This window comes from Kiritimatiellia bacterium, assembly GCA_018001225.1.
GTDB lineage: Bacteria > Verrucomicrobiota > Kiritimatiellia > CAIQIC01 > JAGNIJ01 > JAGNIJ01.
Window position 1 is genome coordinate 1 of sequence record JAGNIJ010000036.1, and the last position, 19,446, is coordinate 19,446.

The 19,446-nt window shown below is 67.2% G+C and carries 13 protein-coding genes; 11 read left to right on the forward strand and 2 right to left on the reverse strand.

Translation table 11 applies throughout. The features are described 5' to 3' along the window. The 4 genes from KA248_11680 to KA248_11695 all read left to right on the forward strand — a co-directional run. The coding region (locus KA248_11680; protein MBP7830567.1) for a response regulator transcription factor at nt 1-537 on the forward strand (537 nt) is incomplete at its 5' end. 63 nt (nt 538-600) lie between these two features. Next, the gene (locus tag KA248_11685) at nt 601-1,596 is read left to right on the forward strand and encodes a hypothetical protein (GenBank protein MBP7830568.1); all 996 of its coding nucleotides are present in this window, start codon (nt 601-603) and stop codon (nt 1,594-1,596) included. A gap of 70 nt (nt 1,597-1,666) precedes the next feature. After that, entirely contained in the window at nt 1,667-2,098 is a 432-nt protein-coding gene (locus tag KA248_11690) for a DoxX family protein (protein MBP7830569.1), read from the forward strand. Between the two features lie 147 nt (nt 2,099-2,245). Then, on the forward strand, nt 2,246-4,426 hold the full coding sequence (locus KA248_11695) for an endonuclease (GenBank protein ID MBP7830570.1): 2,181 nt from the start codon (nt 2,246-2,248) through the stop codon (nt 4,424-4,426). Nucleotides 4,427-4,464: 38 nt separating this feature from the next. Here the strand turns inward: KA248_11695 and KA248_11700 are convergent, their stop codons facing one another. After that, nucleotides 4,465-6,363: an ATP-binding cassette domain-containing protein gene (locus KA248_11700; GenBank protein MBP7830571.1), complete on the reverse strand. Its 1,899-nt coding sequence runs from the start codon at nt 6,361-6,363 to the stop codon at nt 4,465-4,467. Nucleotides 6,364-6,668: 305 nt separating this feature from the next. Here KA248_11700 and KA248_11705 point away from each other — a divergent pair, with 305 nt between their 5' ends. The 7 genes from KA248_11705 to KA248_11735 all read left to right on the forward strand — a co-directional run bounded on the left by KA248_11705 (nt 6,669) and on the right by KA248_11735 (nt 17,190). Further along, nucleotides 6,669-8,240 (forward strand): response regulator, encoded by a 1,572-nt coding sequence (locus KA248_11705; GenBank protein ID MBP7830572.1) that lies wholly within the window; start codon nt 6,669-6,671, stop codon nt 8,238-8,240. A gap of 30 nt (nt 8,241-8,270) precedes the next feature. Continuing rightward, on the forward strand, nt 8,271-8,837 hold the full coding sequence (locus KA248_11710) for an NfeD family protein (GenBank protein MBP7830573.1): 567 nt from the start codon (nt 8,271-8,273) through the stop codon (nt 8,835-8,837). 24 nt (nt 8,838-8,861) lie between these two features. After that, on the forward strand, nt 8,862-10,277 hold the full coding sequence (locus KA248_11715; GenBank protein MBP7830574.1) for a flotillin family protein: 1,416 nt from the start codon (nt 8,862-8,864) through the stop codon (nt 10,275-10,277). 50 nt (nt 10,278-10,327) lie between these two features. Further along, nucleotides 10,328-13,360, forward strand: coding sequence for an N-6 DNA methylase (locus KA248_11720; protein MBP7830575.1), 3,033 nt, complete (start codon nt 10,328-10,330; stop codon nt 13,358-13,360). A gap of 29 nt (nt 13,361-13,389) precedes the next feature. Beyond that, on the forward strand, nt 13,390-13,668 hold the full coding sequence (locus KA248_11725) for a hypothetical protein (GenBank protein MBP7830576.1): 279 nt from the start codon (nt 13,390-13,392) through the stop codon (nt 13,666-13,668). Further along, a complete protein-coding gene (locus KA248_11730) occupies nt 13,653-13,862 on the forward strand; it encodes a DUF2283 domain-containing protein (GenBank protein ID MBP7830577.1) in 210 nt (69 codons plus the stop codon). The genes KA248_11725 and KA248_11730 overlap by 16 nt, the downstream gene beginning before the upstream one ends. Before the next feature lie 208 nt (nt 13,863-14,070). Beyond that, on the forward strand, nt 14,071-17,190 hold the full coding sequence (locus tag KA248_11735; GenBank protein MBP7830578.1) for a hypothetical protein: 3,120 nt from the start codon (nt 14,071-14,073) through the stop codon (nt 17,188-17,190). 75 nt (nt 17,191-17,265) lie between these two features. On the opposite strand, the gene KA248_11740 is transcribed toward KA248_11735, so the two are convergent. Continuing rightward, nucleotides 17,266-19,395: a glucosyltransferase domain-containing protein gene (locus KA248_11740; protein MBP7830579.1), complete on the reverse strand. Its 2,130-nt coding sequence runs from the start codon at nt 19,393-19,395 to the stop codon at nt 17,266-17,268. Between the last annotated feature and the right edge of the window lie 51 nt (nt 19,396-19,446).

A 19,446-nucleotide genomic window follows, 5' to 3' on the forward strand; every position in this document is an offset into this window, starting at 1 on the left:
CCCGGCGTCCACGGCTACAACGTAGGCCGCGAGATTCGCAAAACGCATGCCGCCGTGCCCGTCGTTATGCGCACGACCAAGGGCGAGGAGATCGACAAGGTCGTCGGGCTCGAACTGGGCGCGGATGACTACATCACCAAGCCCTTCGGCGTGCGCGAACTGCTGGCCCGGATCGCGGCCGTCCTGCGCCGCTCGCGCCGGAACGAACCGGCGCCGGAGCCGGCCGCCGCCTTGCCGGACGTGCTGCGCTTCGGGGACGTCGAGGTGCACCGGAAGAAATTCACCGCGGCCCGCGGAAAAAAGGTCCGCGCGCTCACGGCCCGCGAGGTGAAGCTGGTCGAGTATTTCCACGCGCATCCCGGCGAGGTCCTGGGCCGCGACGCCATCCTGAACGCCGTGTGGGGAATGGATTACCTCGGCACGACGCGCACGCTGGACCAGCATATCGCCCAGCTGCGGAAGAAGATCGAGAAAGATCCCGCGCGCCCGGCGATCATCCTGACCGTCCACGGCGCGGGCTATCGCTACAACGCGTGAACCGGAACCGCGGCGCTCCCCGCCTCCTTGACACGGCGGCGGGGTTCGAGCGACAGTCAGGGCATGAGCGCGTCACGGCCGATGCTGGTGGGCATGCTGCATGTCCCCATCAACACGATCCTGGCCTCGCCGCCCGCGCACCGCGAGGCGCTGGGCCTGCCCGTTGCCGCGCCGCGGGATTGGGAACTCCTGGGGACGCTTGACCCGTTGCCGTCGTTCCCCGGACTGGCGCTGTCGGAAGACGAAATGAGCGCCGGGGCGCAGCGCGCCCGGGCCCTGTCGTTTTTCCCGTTCCTTGAGGACCGGGTGCTCTCCGAGGCGGCGGTGTATGCCCGGCACGGGTTCCCGGCCTTGATGCTGGAGAATGTCGCCGGACCCTATTTCGTCCGGGGCGGCCAGCCGCCCGCCCTCTTCTGGGTCATGCAGGCGCTGGCCGAGCGGGTGCGCCACGAGCATCCGGAGGCGACGATCGGCCTCCAGGTGCTGGCCTTTTCCGACGATTGGGCGATGGATATCGCGTGCCGGTGCGGCCTGGATTTCATCCGCTGCGAAAGCGCGCTGTTCGAGGGGGTCCGTCCCGAGGGCCGTACGCCCAACAGGGGGAACCTGGCGCAGCTCTACATGGCCCGCCAGCAGATCCTGGCGCGGCAGGGCGGCGGGGGCGCCGGGCCGCGCGTTTGTGTGGACGTGCAGAAGAAGCACACGGTGTTTCCGGCCGAGTTGGGCACGCTCGATCCGTGGCTGGACAACATCCTCTTTCAGAAACTCGAAGGCGTGATCATCACCGGGAAGGCCACGGGGAGCGAGGCGGCGGAGCAGGACTTGCGCCGGGCCCGCGAGGCGATCGAGCGGGTGAAGGAGACCACCGCGCGGACCCTCGGCCGGGCCTGGGCGCCGTGGCTGCTCGTCGGTTCGGGCGTGACGATCGAGAACCTGCCGCGGTGCGCCCGGTACGCCGACGGGCTGATCGTCGGCTCCTCGCTCAAGCGGGGCGGCTATTGGGAAAACCCGCTGGACGAGGAGCGGGTGCAGAAGCTGGCCGAGACTTTTCGGCCGTAGGGGCGTCGCTTGCGGCGCCCGGCTTGCGCGGGGGCCTTCTTGAGGTATTTTCCCTCAAAAGGAGGGCGGAATGAAGAAGATCCTCAAATATCTGTTCATCACCTCGGACGACGCGAACCTTGGCCTGCTGATCCTCCGCGTGTTCATCGGCGCGGCGATGCTGACGCACGGCATCCCGAAGATCACGGGCGGGCCGCAGTTCTGGGAAGGCGTGGGCGGCGTCATGACAAAGATCGGCGTGCCCGGCCCGGCGGTGTTCTGGGGCTTCATGGCCGCCGTCGCGGAGAGCGTGGGCGCCGCGCTGCTCCTGCTCGGGGCGTTCACCACGATCGCCTCCTTCCTGCTCGTCTTCACCATGAGCGTCGCCGCCTTCGTGGCGCACGCCGCGGACCCGTTCGACGTCAAGGAGAAGGCGCTGCTCTTCCTGTTTGCCGCGCTCCTTTTCCTGCTTAAGGGCGCGGGCCGCTGGTCGGTGGACCGGCTGATCCGGCGCTCCGCCTGATCACGGCGACTGCCCCCGCCGCCCGTCCCGGCCTGATACCTAGACCCTCTAGGTATCAGGGCGCGGGCGCGCGGCGTCGGTGGACGCGGGGCGGCCGGTCGAAAATGAACGGTGAACACCCCGCGGCGGATCGGGTATACATGGGCCATGTTTGAAATCCGATGTATTCGGGCCGCATGCAGGATCGCGCCCCTGCTGGTCTGGCTGGCCGGCGCGCGTCTCGCGCCGGCCGGGTACGAGGATTTCGTCAATTACCCCGCGACCGGCACCTCTTATGCCAGCGGCACGTTTCTCGGCCGTGACGGATCCACCTGGTCTTATGCCCAATGCCGGGGCGACCGCGTCATTACGGCGCCATCGCCCTGCATGAACAAGGAAACCACGGCCGCGAACATCACCTCGGGATCGATCGCGGGAGGCTGCGGCGCGCTGACGTTCGAGTGGCGGATGGGATACAGCGCCACAAACGCGAACGGCACCAACGTCTGCTTCGACGTCACGGTCAACGGCGCGCTGGTCAGCACGGTCCGGTTGGGCGTCCCGGGCATCACGTACACGAGCAGTCCGGTCACGGTGGATCAGGCCGGGAATTTTATCCTGAAGTTCGCCCAGCACAACGCGACGGCAAAACAGGTGATCATCGACAACATCGCGTGGACCCCGTACGGGGGCGGCGGAACGAATCCCCCGGAACTCATCCTGACGCCTCCGGCGACCAGCGTGGTGATGTCCGCCACCAATCTCCTGGAGGTGGACGTCGGCGCGACGGAGCCGGATGCCGACGAACTCCGCCTGTGGGCGACGGGTCTGCCGGCGGGCGCGACGTTCGCCGGCGCGACCGGGGCGGCGCCGCTGGCCTGCACGTTTTCCTGGACACCGGCCCTGGTGCAGACCGGGAGCCACACGGTCGTCTTCCATGCCGGGGACAAGGACGGCACCAACCAGCAGGCCCTCGCCGTCCTGGTGCTTTCCAACAAGCCCTACTACTACGGCACTGAAGCGCTGGCCGGCCCGGAGCTGCGGGCGGCCCTGCACGAGATCGTGTCGACCGGCTCGCGCCAGCTCACCGACGACCAGGAGAACACCGCGATGAAGGACCTGGACACCGACCCGGCCAACACGAACAACATCATCTGCCTGTACCGCCGGGTGCCGATCGCCAAGAGCCTCTACAACGACAACGACGGTTGGAACAAGGAGCACGCATGGCCGGAGTCGCGCGGGTTGGGCGGCGACGGGCCTGATCAGAACGATGTGCACAACCTGTTCGCCGCCGACGCGGACGTCAACGCGATGCGTGGCAACCTCTATTTCGACGAGAGCAACCCGGCCGATCCGTCCTACCGAAATCCAGCGACAAACACGGCGCCGCAGACCAGCCTGGACAGCGACTCATGGGAGCCCCCCGACGAGGTCAAGGGCGACATCGCCCGCGCGCTCTTCTACATGGACGTCCGTTATGACGGGCTGGAAGCGAATACCGAGGACATCCAGTTGCAGGACGCCTTGAGCGATCCGGCCGAGCGCCGCATGGGCGTCCTGACGACGCTCCGGGCGTGGCACGAGGCCGACCCGCCGAGCCTCGCGGAAAGCAACCGGAACGAAAAAATCTACGCGACATATCAGTACAACCGCAACCCGTTCATTGATCACCCGGAATGGGTGGCCTCGATTTTCGATCCCGAGACCACGCCGCCGGTGCTCCAGCCGATCGGCGTCCAGACCGGCGGGGTGGGGGCCTGGCTCCGGTTCGAGGCCCGCGCGACCGCCACGCAGAACGACCCGGTGACCCTCACCGTCAGCAACGGGCCAGCCGGGTCGGCGCTGTACGCCACGAACACGGCCGGCACTTTTTCCTGGATGCCCGACGCGGTCGGCATCTGGACGGTGCGGGTCTACGCCGCCGACAACGACGGAGCGGATTTCGTGGCCGTCCCGATGACGATTCTCGTGGACCAGGACGGCGACGGGCTGCCGAGCTGGTGGGAGCAGCTGTACTTCGACGGCGGCACGAACGCCACGCCTTCGCAGGACTCGGACGGCGATTTCTTCAGCAATCTCCAGGAATGGATCGCCGGCTCGCACCCGCGGGACAGCAACTCCTTCCTCGCGGCGGAAGTGACGTGGCAAGGCGGCGCGCTGCGCGTGTCCGGCGACGACGTGAGCACCGGGAGGGTCTACACGCTGGAGCGCGCCGCCGTCCTCGCAGACGGCGCGCCGTGGGAACCCGTCGGCGCCACGAATGACCTCCAGGGCGGCGCGGTCCTGTTCGACCTTTCCCCGACGCAGGGCGGCGCGCACTACCGGATCCGGGCGGAAAGGCCCTGATCAGGGGCGCACGGCCGGGACGGCCGTGTCACGCCGATTTAGGCCAGGGCCTCCAGCCGCGCCGCCGCGTCTTCCCACTCCGCCGTCACCCGCGCGAGGTCTTCGACGACGTACTGCAGTTCGCGGTTCACGGCCACGGCGCGGCCGGGGTTCTGGTACGTGGCGGGGTCCTCCAACTCGGCGGTCAGCACGGCCTGCCGGGCCTCCAGCCGCACGATGTCCGCCTCGAGGTCGTTCACGATTTTCTCCAGCTTCCGCTTCTCGCGCGAGCGCGCCTGCCGGGCCTCGGCCTCGAGCCGCTTGCGCGCCTTCTCCTCCGACGGCGCCGCGGGCTTCGTTGCTCCCGTCCCGGCGGCCGCCCGCGCGGCGGTCTTGTCCAGGTAGTACTGGTAATCGCCGTGGTACAGCGTCAGCCGGCCCGCGTCCACGTGCAGGACCTGGCGGGCGAGGCGGCGGATGAAGTAGACGTCGTGGCTGATGAAGATCAGCGTGCCTTCGTACGGCTCCAGGGCCCGGACCAGCGCCTCGACGCTGGAGAGATCGAGGTGCGTGGTCGGCTCGTCCATCAGCAGCAGGTTCGGCGGGTCGAGCAGCAGCTTCACCAGCGCCAGCCGGCTCTTCTCCCCGCCGCTCAACACGGAAACCGTTTTGAAGACGTCGTCGCCGGTGAACAGGAACGACCCGAGCACGGTTCGCGCGAATTCCTCCGTCAGCGCCCGCGGCGTGTCGAGGGCCTCGGCGAGCACGGTGCGGTCCGGCTGGAGCATCTCGACGCGGTGCTGGGCGTAGTAGCCGGCCTTGACGTGGAGCCCGAGCTCGCGCGCGCCGGACTGGACCGGCAGCACGCCCGCGAGGAGCTTGAGCAGGGTGGACTTGCCCGCGCCGTTCGGGCCGACGAGCACGAGCCGCTGCCCGCGCTCGGCCTCGAAATGCACTCCGCGGTAGACCACGTTCTCGCCGTAGGCGTGGTGGATGTCCCGCAGCGCGATGACCCGGTGCCCGCTGCGCGCGGGCTGGGGAAACCGGAACTTGATCGCCCGGCGGTCGCTGGTCGGCGCTTCGATCTTGTCCATGCGCTCGATCTGCTTGAGTTTCGATTGCGCCTGCGAGGCCTTGGTGTTCTTGGCGCGGAACCGGTCGGCGAATTCCTGCAGCTGCTTGATCTTGCGCTGCTGGGTCTTGAACGCGGCGAGCTGCTGCTCGTCCTGGGCCTCGCGCTGGCGGAGGTAATCGTCGTAATTGCCGCGGTAGCGGACCAGGCGGCGCTGGCGGATCTCGACGATGCTCCCGACGACCTGGTCCAGGAAGTCGCGGTCGTGCGAGATCAGGAGGATCGCGCCCGGGTAGGCCTTCAGGTAGCCCTGGAACCACTGCAGGGTCTCGAGGTCGAGGTGGTTGGTCGGCTCGTCAAGCATGAGCAGGTCGGGCTGCTGGACGAGCAGCCGCGCGAGGTGCGCACGCATGATCCAGCCGCCGCTCATCTCCCGCAGCGGACGGTCGAAGTCCCGCTCGCGGAAGGCCAGGCCGTGGAGGATGGTCTTCGCCCGGGGCTCGAGCCGGTAGCCGCCCAGCGCGTCGAAGCGCGCCTGGACCTCGTGAAAATCGTGGGACTCGGTGTTGTGCCCCGCCTCGAACTCCTGGATCCGGCGTCGCAGTTCCACGATTTCTGGCGAGATCGCCGTGGCGAGTTGCAGGACGGTCTCGTCGCCGGCCGGCGCGGTTTCCTGGGGCAGGTGCCCGACGGTGAGCCCGCGGTCCAGCGTGACCTCGCCGGCATCCGGCGAATCATGTCCCAGGATGAGCGAGAACAGCGTGGACTTGCCGGATCCGTTGGGCCCGACCAGCCCGATCCGGTCCCCGGGCCCGACCTGGAGCGAGGCGTCCTCGAACAGGACGCCCGGGCCGTAGGCCTTGGACATGCCGGTTATCGTCAACATGGGAGGCAAACGGTACGGCATCGGCGCCGCGGAGTCAGCGACGAATTCGCGGGCGGCCTCCTCCACCTTCTTGCCGATCTGACACTTCCATGCCGGCGTGACGGGGACGTGCGCCCTGACGGGCGTGCTGCAAACCTACTGCCCGTAGCTCGGCCGTAAGGCCGCCGAGTTTCATCTGTGAATGATCCGGCGATCGCCGGGAGCGAACTGGACCCGTTCTTGCCGCGCGGCCCCGGCGCGCCCGTCTTTGGCCTTGCTCGCCCTGTTGGTCGGCGTTAGCGTTGCGGCCGGCGTTAAGCCGCATCATGAGAAACACCACGAGCGTCGCGCGCCCGATATCGCGGCACAGCGAGGAAAGCCTGCGGATGGCCCTGGAGGCCGCCGATATGGTCACCTGGGAATGGGACTTGCGCACGGGCGCCATCCGGTATTCCGAGAACGTGGCCGATCTGGCCCGGGGCGAGGATATCGAGCGCTTCAACTCGGATGCCGGGTTGCTGCGGGTCATTCACCCGGCCGACCGGGGCCGGTTGGCCCGGGCCCTCAAGCGGACGCGGACGGAGGGGTGCCCTTTCGAGTGCGAGTACAGGGTGCGCATGCTGGACGGCCGCTTTCACTGGATCCTCGGCAAGGGGAAGACCGTGTTGGTTCAGAAGGGGCGTCCCGTCCGGGTCCTCGGCATTTCCCAGGACATCACGGTGCGCAAGCAGGCGGAGGAGGAACTCCAGCGGCGGTCGAGCCAGTTGGCCAAGTTGGCGTCGGAACTCGCCCTCGTCGAGCACCGGGAGCGGCGGCGTCTCGCGGAGATCATCCACGAAGACCTGCAACAAAGCCTTGTCGCCGCCTCGCTGGAGGCCGAGGCGGTAGCCGTCGATTCCCGTGCCGCGGTGCGCCGGCGGGGAAGGGCGCTGCTCGGCATCCTGTCCGAAGCCCGGGCGATTACCCGCGGCATGACGCAAAGACTGGCCCCGCCGGTTTCCCTGCGCGATAACCTGCCGGCCGCCTTCGACTGGCTGGCCCGGCACATGCTTACGCGGCACAAGCTTGCCGTGACCACGCGGATGGATGCCTCGGTCAAGCAAGCGCCGGAATCGTTCGGCGTGTTGCTCTTCACCGCCGCCCGCGAGCTGCTCCTCAACGTGGTCAAGCACGCCGGGCGGCGCTCGGCTCGGATCGCGCTGCGGCGGCAGGCGGGCGCCCTCGTCCTCGAAGTCACGGACAAGGGCAAGGGCATTCGCCTGCACGCCGGGCGCCGGCGGGGGGCGATGCCGGGGTTTGGCCTCTTTAGCATTCGCGAGCGCGCCGAATTGCTGGGCGGCACGCTGACCGTCGAGCCGGCCGCCGGCCGGGGGACGCGCGTCGTCCTGTCGCTCCCCCTTCCGCGCGAGAAGAATCCGCCGCGGGCAAGCCGCACCCCCGGCGCCCGCCACCGTCGGCCCCCGCCCGCGGCGTCCGGGAAACTCATCCGGTTGGTGGTCGCGGACGACCACCGCACCATGCGCAAGGGGATTATCAGCTTTCTACGCGGGGAACGCGGGTTCCAGGTCGTCGGCGAGGCGGACAACGGGAAGCAGGCGGTCGCCCGGGTGAGGCAACTCCGTCCGGACGTGGTTCTCATGGATGTGCGCATGCCGGTCATGGACGGCATCGAAGCCGCGAGGATCATCACGACCCGGTGGCCGGAGGTCAAGGTGGTCGGGCTTTCGATGTACGAGGAGGCCTCCGTCGCGCGCCGGATGCGGGCGGCCGGCGCCGCGGCTTTCGTGCCGAAATCCGCGGCGCCGGGGAACTTGATCCGGGCCATCCGGTCCTGCGCCGCCCGCCGGGCTCCCGCCCGTGACGGAAAGGATGGATTTTCCGGACGGAATCCCCTTTAATAACGCCCGGCGAAAAGAGGAGGGTTTACCATGACGGCTTTTTTCGACGCCCTGACCGCTCTGGAGAAATTCTACGCGGCCTGCGCCCTGTTCGGCGCGCTGCTGTTCATCGTCCGCACCATCCTGATGTTTCTCGGCCATGACGACGGCGTGGACATGGACCATCCCGGCGACGTGTCCGGCGACGCCGACGCGAGCTTCAAGGCGCTTTCGCTCCAGGGCCTGACCGCGTTCTTCATGATGTTCGGCCTGGTGGCGCTGGCGGTGTCCAAGCAGGGCGGCGCGCACAACCTGTGGGCCGTGCTGGCGGGACTGGCCGCGGGGCTGTTCACGGTCTGGCTGATCGGCCGCATCTTCGTCGGCATGAAGAAGCTCCAGGCCGACGGCACCCTGCGCATCGAGTCCGCCGTGGGGCAGGAGGGCGACGTGTATCTTCCCCTCGCGCCCGGCAAGAGCGGCCAGGTCCGCGTCGCGGTCCAGGGGCAGCTGCGCGTGTTCGATGCCGTGACGGAAGGGAGCGCCGAGCTGAAGACGGGAACCCGGATCCGGGTGGCCCGGGTGACCGGCGGGAATGTCCTGGTGGTCGAGAAGATCTAGAAGAAACCAAGGGAGGGTACGCCCATGCTGCCGATCGTCGTCCTCGCATTCGTGATCCTGATCGTATCGACCATCATGTTCCTCGCGGCGCGCTACAAGCGCTGCCCGTCCGACCGGATCCTCGTGATCTACGGCAAGGTCGCGGACAACCGCTCGGCGCGCTGCATGCACGGCGGCGGCACGCTCGTCTGGCCGCTGATCCAGGACTACGCGTTCTTGAGCCTGACGCCGATGACCATCAGCATCCCGCTCCAGAACGCCCTCTCCCAGCAGAACATCCGCATCAACGTGCCCAGCACGTTCACCGTCGGCATCAGCGTGGACCCGAACATCATGCTCAACGCCGCCGAGCGCCTGCTCGGGCTGGAGAGCGGCGACATCGAGGCGATGGCCAAGGAAATCATCTTCGGCCAGTTGCGCCTGACCGTCGCCTCGCTGACCATCGAGCAGATCAACCAGGACCGCGAAAGTTTCCTGGAATCCATCCGCAAGAACGTCGAGCCGGAATTGAACAAGATCGGCCTCTACCTGATCAACGTCAACATCACCGACATCACGGACGAGTCGCTCTACATCGAGAGCATCGGCAAGAAGGCGGCCGCGGAGGCCGTCAACAAGGCGCGCGTGGACGTGGCCGAGCAGGACAAGGTGGGCGCCATCGGGCAGGCCGAGGCGAACCGCGAGCAGACCGTGCGCGTGGCGGAGAACGTCGCCGCCGCCGAGAAGGGCAAGAAGAAGGCGGAGGCCGACCAGCGCATCTACGTGCAGGGCCAGGAGGCCCAGGCCGTCGGCGGCGAGAACACCGCCAAGGCGGACATCGCGGATTCCAACGCCCTGCTGGCCGTGAAGCAGGCCGCCGCGATGCAGAAGGCCGAGGTGGCCCGGCGCGAGGCCCAGGTCCAGATCCAGAAGGCCCAGTACCTGGCCGAGCAGGAGCGCCTGAACGCCGAGCTGGTCGTCCAGCGCGAGATCGAGAAGCGCAACATCGAGATCATGGCCGAGGCCGAGGCCGAGCGCATCCGCCGCGAGGCGAAGGGCCAGGCCGACGGCGTGCTGCTGAAGTACGAGGCCGAGGCCAAGGGCGTCCGGCAGGTGCTCGACAGCAAGGCCGCCGGGTACAACGCGCTGGTCAAGAGCTGCAACGGCGACGCCAAGGCCGCCGCGACGTTCCTCATGGTGGAAAAGATCGAGCAGGTCGTCGCCCGCCAGGTCGAGGCGATCCGCAACCTGAAGATCGACAAGATCACCGTCTGGGACTCCGCGGGCGGCGGGGAGAAGGGGTCGTCCACCGCGAACTTCGTGTCCAGCCTGATCAAGAGCGTCCCGCCGCTCCAGGACGTCGCGTCCATGGCCGGCGTGGAGCTGCCCGAGTACCTCGGCCGCATGACCGAGGACAAGGCGAAGAAGCCGGCCGCGAAGCCCGCGGGCGACGCCGGCTGACCCGGCCCCGGCGGCTACATAGTCGGTTCGCTTCGGACCGCTGGGGGGATATGAAGAGCGCGTACGAAAGCTTCCAGGACGAACTGAACCGGCTGGTCGCCGCGTTCGAGAAAGGCTTCCAGGCCTTCACCGCGCCGGACTACTCCGAGGCCCGCTGCCGCGAGGACTTCCTCAACCCCCTGTTCCGCGCCCTTGGTTGGGACCTGGCGAACCGGCGCGGGCTGGTCCAGAGCCAGCGCGAGGTGGAGATCGAAAGCCGCACCGACGTCGCCGGGCGCGCCAAGCGGGCGGACTACCTCTTCCGTGCCGACGGCCGCGAGCGCTTCGTCTGCGAGGCCAAGAAGCCCCGCGAGGTCCTGGGCGACCGCTACGCCTTCCAGGCCAAGCGCTACGCCTGGAACAAGGGCCTGCCGCTCGCCGTCCTGACGGACTTCGAGGACCTCAAGGTCTACGTCGTCGGCGGCCGCCCCCGGCCCGACCGCCCCGACGACGGGCTCTGGAAAACCTGGAACTTCCGGCAGTTTCCCCTGTGCGCCCGCGAAATCTGGGACCTGCTCTCCCGCGAGCGCGTCGTCGCCGGCGGCATCGAGGCGCTGCTCGACAGCCTGCCCAGGGCCAAGCCGGTCAAGGGCAAGGCGCGCCAGCCGTGGCTGATCCGTCCGGAGCGCACCAAGGCCCTCGACCAGGACTTCCTCGAATACCTCGACGAGCAGCGCCTTTCCCTGGCCCGGGACATCCTGGCCAACAACACGCGCGAGGACCTGCTCGCGGAAGGCCGGCTGAACGAGGCCGTCCAGCACATCCTCGACCGGCTCCTTTTCCTGCGCATCTGCGAGGATCGCGACATCGACACCGGGCTGCGGCTGGCGAAGATCGTCGAGACCTGGCGCCGCGCGTACGGCCACGAGGACCGCCGCCGCCCGAAGCAGGGCCATTTCTTCCGCGAAGAGAGCGCCGCGTACCGCGCCGCGCCGCCGCCCGACTCGCTCTGGGCCGCCGTGGTCGGCCACCTCCAGGCCCTGGACCGCCGCCCGCCGGGCAACATGCCGCATTTCAACGGCAACCTGTTCAAGCCGCACTTCAGCGAGGCCCTGCGCGTCGGCGACCAGTGGCTCTGCGACTTCATCGAGGACTTGAGCGACGACGAGTCGCCCTACCTCTTCAACGTCATCCCCGTCGAAATCCTCGGCAGCGTCTACGAGCGGTTCCTCGGCAAGGTCATCCGGCCCAGCGGCCGCGGCGTGGCGGCGGACGAGAAGCCCGAGGTCCGCAAGGCCGGCGGCGTCTATTACACCCCGCGTTACATCGTGGACTACATCGTCGAGCAGACCGTCGGAAAACAGCTCGACGACATCGCGGGCGGCGAAAAGACCTACGCCGCCTTCGACAAAAAAACCCGCGCCCTGAAGATCCTCGATCCCGCCTGCGGGTCCGGCAGCTTCCTGCTGCGCGCCTTCGAGCGCGTGGGCGAACATTACCAGCGGCGGCTCACGGAGCAGGCCGGGGACCGCAAGCCCGACCGGTGCTGGACCGACCCCGCCACGGGCGACGTCCATTTGACCGTCGACCTCAAGCGGCAGATCCTGCGGAACAATATTTTCGGCGTCGACCTCGATGCTCAAGCCGTCGAGGTCACCCAGCTCTCCCTCTACCTCAAGATGCTCGAAGGCGAGGACCGCGCCACAATCAAACAGCAGCGCGAACTGTTCCGCGACGACACCGCCCTCCTCCCGCCGCTGGAGGACAACATCAAGCACGGGAACTCGCTGATCGCCTCCGACTTCTCCCTCGTGCCCGACGACTTAACGCGCGTCCACGCCTTCGACTGGGACATCCAGTTCGCCGATATCATGAAGGCCGGCGGCTTCGACGCCGTGATCGGAAATCCGCCGTACATACTTCTTCAAGATGATTTTCGTGACGACCAGCAGCTTGAGTATTTTCGGCGAACCTACGAGGGGGCATCCTTTAAGCTCGACACCTATCACTTATTCATTGAGCGCGGCATCCGCCTCTGCCGAAAGTCAGGGCGTATTTCGTTCATCACCCCTTCAAACTTCCTCACCAACAATCACCTCGATGGCTTGCGAAGGGTAATTTTGAAAGCTACCCAGCCTGAAGAAATCGTGGTCGTCGAAGGCGGAGTTTTTTCAGGTGTCAGCGTGGACAATGCCGTTTTCGTTTTTCGAGGTGACGGTCCTGCGGTCGCTCCATTCCCGATGACAAGGGCTGTAGCGGAGGGCAAAGGACTCAAGCCGACTGGCGAGGGCAAGGTCGAGCCGCGGAGAGTCATGGCCGAATCTCGCGCCCTATTCACTTCCGGAATACATACGCCCGATAGCGAACTGTGGGATCGGCTGTCCTCGCGTTTTCCACAGTTGGGAAGCTTTGCGGATGTTAATTTTGGCAAGCAACTTCGCGACCGCTCAAAGTTCACAAACGATGTAATTGAAGTTGCAGGACCTAGATCAATTCCGCGAACTCATGTTGCCTGCGTCACAGGGAAGGATGTCGAGCGTTACCTGCTTACATGGTCGAAGTTGGCTTGCCTGAACGACACGATTGCGCAATCTGGCGGTTGCTGGGATGAATCCAAACACAAAGCCAAAGGGAAGCTGCTCACGCGCCAGATTGGTCAGTTCCCAACGTTCGCGATGGACCCGAGCGGATACCACTGTCTGAACACTATTTTCATGGTAACGCTGCGAGACGGGGCAGCGATCAAGCCCGCCTTTCTGCTAGGCATCCTGAATTCAAAACTGCTTCGCCGTCTTTGGGTTGGCAGATTCTACGACCAGCGCAAAACGTTTCCGAAAATCAAGGGCACGTATCTAAAGGAGCTGCCAATTGCCGTTTCTGCTCTTTCCTCCCCCTCCGACCTTGCCCGTCACGACAAGCTGGTGGAGCTGGTGGACAAGATGCTGGCGCTGGTGCCGAAGTTGCGGAGCGAGGCGAGCGAGTCCAAGCGGAAGACGTTACAGAACGCGGTGGACGCGACGGACCGGCAGATCGACCGGCTGGTTTACGAGTTGTACGGGCTGACCGAGGAGGAGATCGCGCTGGTGGAGGGGCAGGGCGGATGATGACTTTGCGGGATTGTTTCGGGAAAGCGGTGAGACTCACCGACGAGCGCCTGGCGCATATTCTCGATCATCCTGAAATGAAGGCCATGACCGGGGCCATGAGCGCGGCCCTGCTCCGGCCGGAGATCGTGCGCAAGTCGCGCTCGGATGAGACGGTGCGCCTGTTCTATTCATTCCACGAGAAAACCGTTGTGGGTGGTAAATGGCTGTGTGTTGTGGTTAAATACATGAAGGATGACGCGTTTGTCGTGACGGCCTACTTGACCGACAGGCCGAAAGCGGGAGAAGACGTATGGCCGACAAAGTAAAGGTATGGTTTGACGCGGAGGCCGACTACCTCGAAGTCAGGTTCTCCGAGAAGGCTGGCTATGAAAAAGCCACCGCCCATGACGCCGTCATGGAACGCGTGGACGCCCACGGCAAGGTCATCGGTTTCAGCATCCTTGGCGTCAGCCGATTCAAGAAAATGAATCCGCTGGTAGCGGATCTGTCCCCGGCATGACCCCGGGTATGAAGGTGAACGCACATCGGGCGGAAGCCGCCCTGTACCTGCGTCTCGATGACGCTCCGGTGGTCGAGTCCGAACGAATCGCGCCGGGCACGATCTTGACGGCTCGATACCGGGCATGAGCGTCTCCCGGGCAGGGCGGCTTGGCTCAAGCCGCCGCCGCATGTTTTTTCCGGCCAACGAATACATCGAGGTGAATCGCATGAGTTTGGGCACATTACGGAAGTCCGCGGCCTTTGCGTGGTGCATGTTCTCTGTATCCGCCGGCGCGGCGGACTGGTACGTCAAGACCAACGGCAGCGACGCCGCCTCCGGCACCAACTGGGCCACGGCGAAGGCGACCATCCAGGCCGCCGTGGACGCGGCCGCCGACGGCGAGGTGGTCTGGGTGACCAACGGCGTGTACGACACCGGTGGCGTGACGAACCGGATCGTCGGCTCGGTGTTGACCAACCGCGTGGCGATCTACAAGCCGCTGACCGTCCGCAGTGTCAACGGGCCCGCCGTGACGTTCATCGTCGGCTCCGCGGGATCCGGGGGCGGGGGCATCTCTACCGTCCGCTGCGTCTCGCTGACGAACGGGGCGTTCCTGGGCGGGTTCACGTTGACCAACGGACACACCACCGGCTCGGTCGGCAGCTCCGACGGCTGCGGCGGCGGGGTCTGGGGCGCGTACAGCAACGCGGTCGTGTCGAATTGCGTCATCACCGGCTGCACGGCCTGGGAGGGCGGCGGAGCGTACGTGGGGCGGCTGGAGGACTGCCGGATCGTTGGAAACGATGCGGGCGAAGGCGGGGGCATATCTTACTCGCCCGGCTCCCCCGCCCGGCTTTTGCGGTGCGTGCTGTTCAGAAACTCGACCTACAACTGGGGCGGCGGGGCCTATAACGCCGAGCTGACGGGCTGCGAGGTCGTCAGCAACTTTGCGACCTCCGGCGGCGGGGGGGCGATGTACTCGACCCTGTCGAACTGCGTGGTGAACGAGAATTACGGCCATTACGGCGGCGCGGCCTTCGGCTGCACGCTCGCGAACTGCCTGATGATCAGCAATACCGCGGGCTATGGCGGCGGCGCGTACCGGAGCACGCTCAACAACTGCACCGTGGCCGGGAATAGGGTGTCCGATGACGGCGGCGGGGTTTTGTCCTGCACCCTGTACAATTGCATTGTGTACTACAACCAGGCGCCGGAAGGGCCCAACTGGTATGTCGAGAGTTTCGGCTTCGCCACCTCCATCTACTATTCCTGCACGACGCCCCTGCCGCCCAAAATCGGGAATTTCACCAATGAGCCGCAGTTTGTGGATGGGGCCGGCGGCAATTATCGCCTGGCGAGCAACTCCCCCTGCGTGAACACGGGATTCAACCAGAACTGGATGGTTTCGGCCAGGGACCTGGACGGCTCCAATCGCATCGCCTACGGCGTGGTGGACCTCGGGGCCTACGAGTACAACGGTCCCTTGATCCTGCCGATCACGGCGGCGACCGTGGCCGGCCCGGGCGTCACGCTGACGAACCGGTTCGTCACCAACACGGTTTCCGTCGTCCCGCCGGGCGCGACGCCGCCCCTGTACTATTCCTGGTCGCCGGCGCCGACCTCCGGGCAGGGCACGGCCCAGGCGGTGTACCGGTACTCGACGCCGGGCACGAAAGTCGTCACCGTGCTGGTCTCGAATCTCTTCAGCCAGGCCGTGGGCACCGGCGTCGTGCATATTGCCGTTCCATCGAATGCCTACGTGGCGGTGTCGGGGAACGACGCCCACGACGGGTTCCGCTGGGCCACGGCGAAGCGCACGATCCAGGCCGGGGTGGACGCCGTCAGCACGGGCTATACCGTGTGGGTTTCCAATGGCGTTTACGACACGGGCGGGCGTCCGTGCGGCGGCCAGACCCTGACGAATCGCGTCAGCCTGGACAAGTTCGTCATCGTGCGCAGCGTGAACGGGCCGGAGCACACGGTCATCGTCGGGCAGGCGGATCCTTTCGATCCGGACGGGGAATACGGTCCGGCGGCCGTGCGCGGGGCCTACCTGACGAACCGGGCGGTCCTGGCCGGGTTCACGGTTTCGGGCGGCCGCACGGATCACCAGGACGATTTCCCGTTCACGGCCATGGAGTACGGGGGCGGCATCTACTGCGCCTCGACCCAGTCCGTCGTGTCCAATTGCTGGGTCATGCAGAACGCCGCGTACCGGGATGGCGGGGGCGTGATGGGTGGCACGCTGCACAACTGCTTCATCGCGTCCAACCGGGCCGGTCAGGGGGGTGGCGTAGCGGGCGACATGGTCAGCGGCGGGGCGATTGTGCTGTCCAACTGCGTGCTGGAGGGCAACTCGACCTGGAACTGGGGCGGCGGCGCGTACAATGCGCGGATGTACGGCTGCCGGGTGAGCGGAAATCAGGCCGCTTCCGGCGGCGGCGGGGCCGTGTGGTCCGTCCTGTACGGCTGCGTCCTCGAGTCGAACACGGCCAACAGCGGGGGCGGGGTGCTAGAAAGCACGGCTTTCAGTTGCGTCATGCAAAGCAACGCGGCGGTGTGGGGCGGCGGCGCCGAGAGGTCGCAGCTCGTTAATTGCACGCTGATCGGCAATTCGGCCTCGCAGAGCGGCGGCGGCGCGGCCAACTGCGCCCTGTCGAATTGCATCGTCTGGTTCAACAGCGCGCCCGAGGGCACCAATTGGTTCGTCGATGAGTGGGAAACGACGAACATCGCCTACACCTGCGCGGTCCCCCTGCCGCCGGGGCCGGGGAATACCGCCGCCGATCCGGCGCTGCGGGACGCGGCCGCGGGCGACTGGCGGCTGGCCACCAATTCGCCGTGCGTCGACAAGGGCACGAACCAGGCCTGGATGACCGGGGCCCTCGACGTCGAGGGCAAGGCGCGGGTGCTCAACGCCCGCGTGGACATGGGCGCGTGTGAGCTGGTGCCGCCGTCCTGGGACTCCAACACCAACGGCCTGCCGGACTGGTGGGAATGGGATTACTCGCACAGCTTCACCGGCATGAGCGCCACGGCCGACCTGGACGGGGATCGCGTCGTCAACCTCGACGAGTACCGCGCCCGCACGATCCCGACGAATTCCGATTCGTTCCTCGGGATGTTGTCGCCGCCGCTGGCCGGCGGCCCGACCGGCCTCGTCGTGCGCTGGCGCAGCGTGAAGGACCGGACCTACCAGGTGGATCGCGCCACGAACCTGCTTTCGTCCGCCGCCTTTACGAACGTGTTCGCGAATGTCCCGGGCCAGGCGGATTACACGACGGTCACCGACACGACCGCCACCGCCGCGGGCCCGTACCTGTACCGCGTGCGCACGCAACCGTAGGTGAGGTTGGACCGTCGGAGGCGCGGCCCATACCGGCGGCGTGGTGTTCCGCACCAATCTCCCGGCCGGCGCGGGTCAGCCGCCGTCGTGGGCCGGGGCGCGGACCTGGCCCCGCGTCGCCCTCAAGTTCCGCCACAGGCGCGGGATGGTGTCCTGGTCCAGTTCCTGGAGCACCGCGAGTTTCTCGGCCGTGCTCGCGTCGGGCCGGGCGGCGAGCCGGTCCAACGCGTTCCGGGCGGCCAGGAGTTCTTCGTCGGTCTCCCGGAGCAGGCGTTCGGCGGCCCGGCCGGGCCGCGCGCCGGCCGCCGGGGAGTTCGTCCATTCGGCCCGCGCGGTGTCCTGTTGCCGGGCCACCCAGTCCAGCCTTCTCCGCACCCGCTGATCCATCCAGCTGCACATACGGTCAATCCGCTGGCGGATGTCCTCGTGGGCGGCGGCGACGCGGGGCGCGTGCTCGTCTTTCACGGCCAGGAGCTTCGGCGCGCGCCGCGTGTATTCCTTCGCCAATTTGGCCACGTCCTTCTCCAGGATGACGACGACGAGATTCCCCTCCAGCAGCGCGACCGACTCCCGGTGCGGCCAGGAGGCGTGCTGCAGGGCGTACTGGCAGGCCTGTTGCCACAGGACCTCCTGGTCCCGGGTCTTCCACGGGGTTTGCAGGGACAGGGTCGACCCGAGCATGGCAAACATCAGTTCCGGCTCCCAGGGCGGTAGCATGGAGTGCTCGTCCATATAGTCGGCCGGCTTCCGGGAGAGGAAGTCCCTTTCGCGGTACCGCGGCATCGCGTCCAGCGGCAGGTCGCCGATCACCACCAGGGAGTAGGTCTCGTCGGGGTCCAGCCGGGGCAGCCGCTCGATGCGCGAGAGAAGGCGATTGGCCAGGTGCATGTCGTGGTCGTTGCTCCGCACGACCAGGCCCTGGTGCACGAGATCCTGGTAGGCGAAGAGGAGCAGCGCGCCGGCCGACAGCGCGGCCGCGAGGGCCCGGACGCGGGGGCGCGGCGCCTCCATCGCCAGCAGCATCGCGAAGACGTACAGGAAGGTGAGCCCGCCCGAGAGGCGGAAGGCGAAGTAGAAGCGGAGCGGGCTGAACAGGACGATGCTCTTCGTGGCCCACACGGCGGCGACGAGCAGGAGCAGGCCCCAACCCGCGTATTGCAGGCGGCGCGCCCCCGGCCCGGCCGTCCGCGCGCCGAGCAGCCGGCGCAGGATGGCCCCCGCGGCCAGGACGAGCAGCGCGAGCAGGATCAGCTTGACGGTCAGGAGCATGTAGGGCTGGGGGAGGACCAGGTGCTCGAGCGCCGCTTGCAGGCTTCGCGCGAGGCGCTGGGGCCAGTAATGCCAGTCGGCCTCGCGAAGCTGGTACGCGCCCCAATCGATCCACCCGAACCGCCGGCAAACGGCCAGGCTCGCCCGGTACAGGACTCCGCCGGCGGCGAGGGCGAGGGCGCCGGGGGCAAGGGCGGCGGCGAGGAAGCGGAACGGCGCCGGGCTCTCGCCGCGCGCGCGGGCGTCCGACAGGGCGAGCAGGGCATACAGAAGCAGGGCCACGGCGGCCACGCTCAAGACCGGCTGGTAGGAGGCCAGGGCGCACAGGATCAGCGCGGCGCCCCCGGCCACCCCCGCCGGAGTCGCGCGGGCCGCCGCGATCAGGCCCCCGAGGGCCAGACACTGCGCCGCCCCGAAGCAGAAGGACTGGTAGCTGTAGTAGAAGTGAGACAGCACGAAAGGCACGAGGGACGCGGCCAGCCCCGCGACGGCCAGCGGGAAGGCGCGGCCGGCCCGCTTCCAGTAGATCGCCGCCGCCATGCCGCTGACGATGTGAAACACGATGGCCAGGAACTGGTTGAAGACCGGCAACTGGGCGTGCCCGACCAGCAGGTACAGGACAAAGCAGAACCAGCGGCCCACGGAAACCTGGTTCCGGTACTCGATCCATGGCAGCCTGAAGAGATCATGGTTGCCCAGGGGATGCTGGATGAGCAGGTACGCGAACACGAGGATGTTCACGCCGAGCACGAGCGCAAAGGCCTTCTTGAAGTGGGCGGGTATGCGCCGCCATGCGCGGCCCAGGTACTCGCCCAGCGCCCCGGCGCTCGGACCGTCCGGCTGTTTCGTGTCCTGTGGCATTCGGCGGAACCGGGATATCCAGCGGTGCCGCGAATCCTGCGCCGGGCCGGGGGGGATGTCAAGCGCCCGGGTCATATCTTCTAATTCATGCCCTTGTCCTGATCCCCTTAATATGGCATGCTTTAA

Excerpts from the sequence above, each read along its gene's own strand:
- KA248_11685 (MBP7830568.1), top strand. The coding sequence starts at position 601 with ATGAGCGCGTCACGGCCGATGCTGGTGGGCATGCTGCATGTCCCCATC.
- KA248_11690 (MBP7830569.1), top strand. The coding sequence starts at position 1,667 with ATGAAGAAGATCCTCAAATATCTGTTCATCACCTCGGACGACGCGAAC.
- KA248_11695 (MBP7830570.1), top strand. The coding sequence starts at position 2,246 with ATGTTTGAAATCCGATGTATTCGGGCCGCATGCAGGATCGCGCCCCTG.
- KA248_11700 (MBP7830571.1), bottom strand. The coding sequence starts at position 6,363 with ATGTTGACGATAACCGGCATGTCCAAGGCCTACGGCCCGGGCGTCCTG.
- KA248_11705 (MBP7830572.1), top strand. The coding sequence starts at position 6,669 with ATGAGAAACACCACGAGCGTCGCGCGCCCGATATCGCGGCACAGCGAG.
- KA248_11710 (MBP7830573.1), top strand. The coding sequence starts at position 8,271 with ATGACGGCTTTTTTCGACGCCCTGACCGCTCTGGAGAAATTCTACGCG.
- KA248_11715 (MBP7830574.1), top strand. The coding sequence starts at position 8,862 with ATGCTGCCGATCGTCGTCCTCGCATTCGTGATCCTGATCGTATCGACC.
- KA248_11720 (MBP7830575.1), top strand. The coding sequence starts at position 10,328 with ATGAAGAGCGCGTACGAAAGCTTCCAGGACGAACTGAACCGGCTGGTC.
- KA248_11730 (MBP7830577.1), top strand. The coding sequence starts at position 13,653 with ATGGCCGACAAAGTAAAGGTATGGTTTGACGCGGAGGCCGACTACCTC.
- KA248_11735 (MBP7830578.1), top strand. The coding sequence starts at position 14,071 with ATGAGTTTGGGCACATTACGGAAGTCCGCGGCCTTTGCGTGGTGCATG.
- KA248_11740 (MBP7830579.1), bottom strand. The coding sequence starts at position 19,395 with ATGACCCGGGCGCTTGACATCCCCCCCGGCCCGGCGCAGGATTCGCGG.